2 protein-coding genes and 1 pseudogene are annotated in these 4,685 nt (G+C 66.0%); 1 reads left to right on the plus strand and 2 read right to left on the minus strand.

What is annotated here, in order from left to right:
* Nucleotides 1–518: 518 nt before the first annotated feature.
* Entirely contained in the window at nt 519–788 is a 270-nt protein-coding gene (locus tag TFC3_RS08015; protein WP_067497541.1) for a DUF3040 domain-containing protein, read from the plus strand.
* Between the two features lie 115 nt (nt 789–903).
* Here the strand turns inward: TFC3_RS08015 and TFC3_RS08020 are convergent, their stop codons facing one another.
* Both TFC3_RS08020 and TFC3_RS37860 read right to left on the minus strand, forming a co-directional pair.
* Nucleotides 904–4,377, minus strand: coding sequence for a helicase HerA domain-containing protein (locus TFC3_RS08020; protein ID WP_067497544.1), 3,474 nt, complete (start codon nt 4,375–4,377; stop codon nt 904–906).
* Nucleotides 4,374–4,685, minus strand: a pseudogene (locus TFC3_RS37860) (hypothetical protein); the annotation flags it as partial. The gene TFC3_RS08020 and the pseudogene TFC3_RS37860, both read right to left, overlap by 4 nt.

Genomic DNA, 4,685 nt, shown 5'->3' on the forward strand with positions numbered 1-4,685 from the left:
CCCGGTCTCATTCCGAACCCGGAAGCTAAGCCCTCCAGCGCCGATGGTACTGCACTCGGGAGGGTGTGGGAGAGTAGGACGCCGCCGGACTCAACGTCAGAAACGCCCGTTCAGATTGATATCTGAACGGGCGTTTCTGTGTATACACACTATTGCGCATCATGTCCATGAAGCTGTCATGGGTCTCCCTCGACATGCGCTCTTTGCCTGAACGCCTCGCGCTGAACGCTCATGAACGGCCGAGAGCACGTCAGGTCACGGCCGCTCACCTTCGCCTTGACCGCCTCACCCGAGCGGGTGTCTCATGCGCGACAGCGAGGCTCGAAGCGACCTCGACCTCAGGGTGATGACCTCCACCTCAGCGAGTGCTGCCCGCAGGCACCTCTTCCGAGTGATGGAAATCGCATCGATCGAGCCCGCATGTCTCAGCCAGGATGGGAAAGCGGGCCGTATTCCACTGTGCCGGTTGGTGGTAGCCGGTTCGTGGTGCCCGGAATCTCACGCTGCTGGGAGGCAACGTGCTCAGTTCCTACGATCGTCGCCGCTTCAACGAGATCGTCTCCGGTCTGCTGTCCGAGGATCCGAGCTTCGCTACGCGGCAGCACACCCCTCGGCGTGACCTCCCACGCCGGCCGCTTGTGGCCGTACTCCTGTGGGTGAGTATGCCTTTCCTGATCGCCCTCGGCGGATGGACCGGCTTCCTGGTCGCCGTGGTCGCGTTCGGCTACGCCGTCCACCTGTGGACCCGCGGCAACCCAAGCCCCCATCCGCACCACAACCATCCCTGACGGCCGGTCATCCGTAAGGCCGACTCGGTCGGACGACGCCAGGCCCACAGCGTGACGACCAGCAACGCCAGGCTTGTCGCGCCGAAGGTCGGCGAGAAACATGCTCATGGGCATGTCAGGTTGGGCGGCTGTCCGGAGTCACCCGCGATCGAGTGAGGACCTCCTCCACGGTCAAAGGGCTTCGCGGGTGAAAGCTCAAGCACAGGGGAGTGCGGGCCTTCGCGAACGAGCGGCCTTCCAAAGCCAGATAGAACTGGCCGCTTCGCAGCTGAGAGATGTCGGGCACGTCGCCGCCTTTGGCGCGGGCCATCTCGCGCGCGGCGTCAATCTGGGCCGGAGCATTCATCAAGCCATAGACCTGTGTGGCCGCGTTGCCCGGGATCTGATTGTGCAGACCCTTCGGAGACTGAGTGGCGAAGACAAGGCCAAGACCGTACTTCCGGGCCTGAGACGCCAGCGACAGGGTGCTGCGGGTACACGCTGTCATCGCGCCGGACGGAGCAAGCGTCTGGGCCTCGTCCATCACGAAAAGCCCCCCGAGTGGGCGGTCACCCGCCGGGTTCTTCTTCACCCATGCGAACAGAGCCATCTGCAGCTGGTTGACGAAGCTCTGTCGCTGATCGTCGTTCGGCAGCCCGACCAGGCTGATGACCGAGACCCGAGCGCGTTTACCAGGCAGAGCCTTCAACAGCTCGCCGGGGTCGACCGGCGTGCCCACTCCGCCGAACAGCGGGTCTATCACCATGGCGGCGGTCAACGCTTGAGCGAGTTCGGTGGCTACCTTGGGTGCAGTCTCACCAAGACTGCTAGCTGCCTCGGGCAGATCGTCGAGCATGCCGACGAAGCCGCGAAGAGTGGCCTCACGACTGCGTTGGGCGTAATAGGTCAACGCTTCCTTGAGGACGGCTCGGCCGCGTTCGGCTTTCGCCGTCTTGCCGTCAACCTTGGCCCGCGGAGCGAGCGTTGCCAAGGCCGCGTCAACTGCTGCCTCGAACTCGTCGGAGTCATCCAGCAATTCCGAGAAGACCGGCAGGGGCTGAAAGGTGAGAGGCCGGCCGGAGGCTCGCCGCGGCGTATAGATGACGACGTCGGTGTTTTCCAAGTACTCCTTCGCCCGAGCCTTGTCGCCGTCCTCCCAGCCGGTCGGAGGTTCGGGCCATGCGTCACCGAGCCGGGCGAGGTCGTTGTTGGGGTCCAGCACAATTGCCGAGACACCGCGCAGCGCGCACTCCTCGATAACCCGCCGTAGGAGCACCGTCTTGCCCGAACCGGAACCGGCGAAGATCGCCATGTGCTTACGAAGAGCCTCGAGCTCCACCGTGATCGGTTCTTCGGTGTCATAGCGGCGGCCAAGCACAAACGCGTCGCTGACGGTTGACGAGCTCGTCGGCGTTGACCACGTCTGCTCGGGCGACCGCGAAGCTGGTTCATCGAGTGAAGGCGCGGGCGAGAACGAGGTTGAGGCCGCCGGCAAGGAAGTGGTCGATGGGGGCGGCGTCAGCGGTGGCAACGGCGCCGGCGAAGGTGACGAAGAGAAAGGTGCCGACGACGACGCAGAATCAGGCGACCAACTGGAGGCGGGCGCCGATGACCCACCAGGCAAGACCGAGGATACGGGCGCCGATTCAGCCGGGGGACGCTGCGAAGAAGCGGCGGGAGTCGGCGAGGATCCGGATACAGGCTGCAGAGAGCCAGAAGAGGTATCGGGAGCCGGCGTGGAGTCGAATGCGGGTCGCGAAGAGCCGGAAGAGACGGCTTGAGGTTCGGGCGGGGGGCCGGCGTTGGACAGGGCGTCGCGTAGGAAGGCGACTTCGCTGGTTGGCTGGCGGGACAGGAGCCAGGCAGGTAGGTCGGCAGAGGACTTGGCCAGTAGGTCGCGAAGGGCCCAGAGGACTCGAAGTTCGGTGTCGGTTACTTCCAGGCGCTGGCCGCCTGCGGCTTCGAACAGGGCGACAGCTTCGATGTTCTTGGGTGTACTGGGCCAATCCTTGTTGCGGAGGAGGAACAGGTGCCGGTTCGGTACGCCGCTGGCCAAGCCGGCTTCGGTGCAGGCGGTGCGTACCCGGTTGAGGACGGCGGTGGCATGGTAGTCCGGCGAGATGCCTCGGAAGCCCCAGTGGGCCTCCACCTCGGTTGTGTCGTCCAAGGTACGGCGCAGCCGAGCGTGCAGGGCGGGTTTCGTGCTGGGCGGGGGGTCCTGCTCGAACGCCGCACCAGCTTCGCCTCGCTCGGTCATCCAAGCCTGCAGCCCCGCCGCGAGCAGGGCGGGCAGTTCGACGTCCTCGGTGTCGCGGCTCAGCACGCGGCTGATGTCAGCGTTCGCCTTCAGCTCGGCGAAGCGGGTGTCCAGGGCCGTCAGCGCTGCTGGGGCGGCGGGGGGAGGCGGCGGCATTTCTTCGTCGGACGACGGCTCCAGGGTGGTCAGTTCCCGCACGTTGCCGTTCTGCACGCACTGGGCGATGTGGGTGGCGACCATTTTGAGCAGCTCGCGGGGCATGAAACCGATGGCTTGCTCGAACGCGTCGTCACGGATCGGCCAGGTGGCGTACGGCGGGGTGAAGTCCAGGGACTCGTAGTGCGGGGTCAGGCGTTTGGCGATCAGTGCCCGGCCGATGCCGGCGCTGGGGATCCGCCCGAGGTGCTGCTTGGCCACGAAGCGGTCCTGTACCGCGGCGATCGCCTTGGTACGGATGACTTCCCACGTAGAATGCTGGGCTGAGACCACGGTCAAGGTCCGGCGGGTCCGCTCGCGCAGGTCCATGAGGCCGTTCGCAACCCGGTCGAGCATCACCGCGTCCCGTGAGGCGGGGTCGGTGTTGCTGAGCATGGCCTTGGACACCGGCGCCAGCAGACCGTCGATCTGGTCGACGGCAATCACCGATGGTCCGGTGAGCGCGAGCAACCGCGAGATCTCACTCACGATCAGCTCGGCCGGGTAGGCGCGCCGGGGCAACGCCCAGGGCCCGCGCTCGCCAGGTTCGCATTCCTCGTCGGACAGCAGGAAGTTGTTGCCCACCTCGCGGGCTCGGTAGTCACCGGCGTTGAAGATTGCCAGAGCGCGAGCCGTGTGCCGGCAGGCGCTGGCCACCGAAGGGTCGAACTCGTGCAGAGCCTTCAACAGCGCCTCGACGGCATTGCGGTCCAAGGGGGCGTCGCCGATGAGTGCCTGCCGGGCGTCGAACGGAACTCCGGTGAGCAGGGTGAGCCGTCGCAGCAGGACACGCAGTTGGGTTTCGTGCCCTTCGACCCGGCGGGTGAGACCGTCGAGCATGGAATGGGCGACGTTCTGCCAGAACGAGGTGCCGTCCTGCAGACCCACCAGGAAGAAGTATCCGTCCTGGCGTTGCACCTGCTCGCGTACCCAGCCGAGCAGGTGGGTCTTGCCAGAGCCGCGCTGACCCTGCACCACCAGCCCGATGGGGCTGGGGGCATCGCTTTGGCGAGCCTCATCGATCGCGTCGAGGACCGCGCCGGCGACTTCACGGTGCAGCGTGTCGACGTGGAAGGCCGAGCGCCGCCAGACATCGTCCTGGGTCGGGGCGAGGCTGATCCGCAAGCCGGTGAGTGCTTTGAGGTTGTCCTCGGTCACAGCGACTCGATCGCCAGCATGTGCTGTGCCCGGGCGCCGATGGTGACGGCTGCCTCGCGGTCACGTGAGTCCAAGTTCTTCTGGTTGGTTTCCTCCTCCACCCGGATACTGGGCATGCGCGCCATCAACCGCAGGACGGCGTCGACCTGGGGCTTCGGCACGCCGGGCAGCTGATCGCGCAGGTCGGCCAGGCTTACCCACTCTCCCTCAGCGCTGGCGATGTCACGGTACGCCCGGCGGATGTCCGCCTCGATTTCATCAGCGAGCCGGGGAAGTTCCGAAGCCGGTGCAGCGAGGGAGGCGGGGGC

Origin of the sequence: Actinoplanes sp. TFC3, assembly GCF_001553785.1 — a bacterium.
Classification (GTDB): Bacteria; Actinomycetota; Actinomycetes; order Mycobacteriales; family Micromonosporaceae; genus Actinoplanes.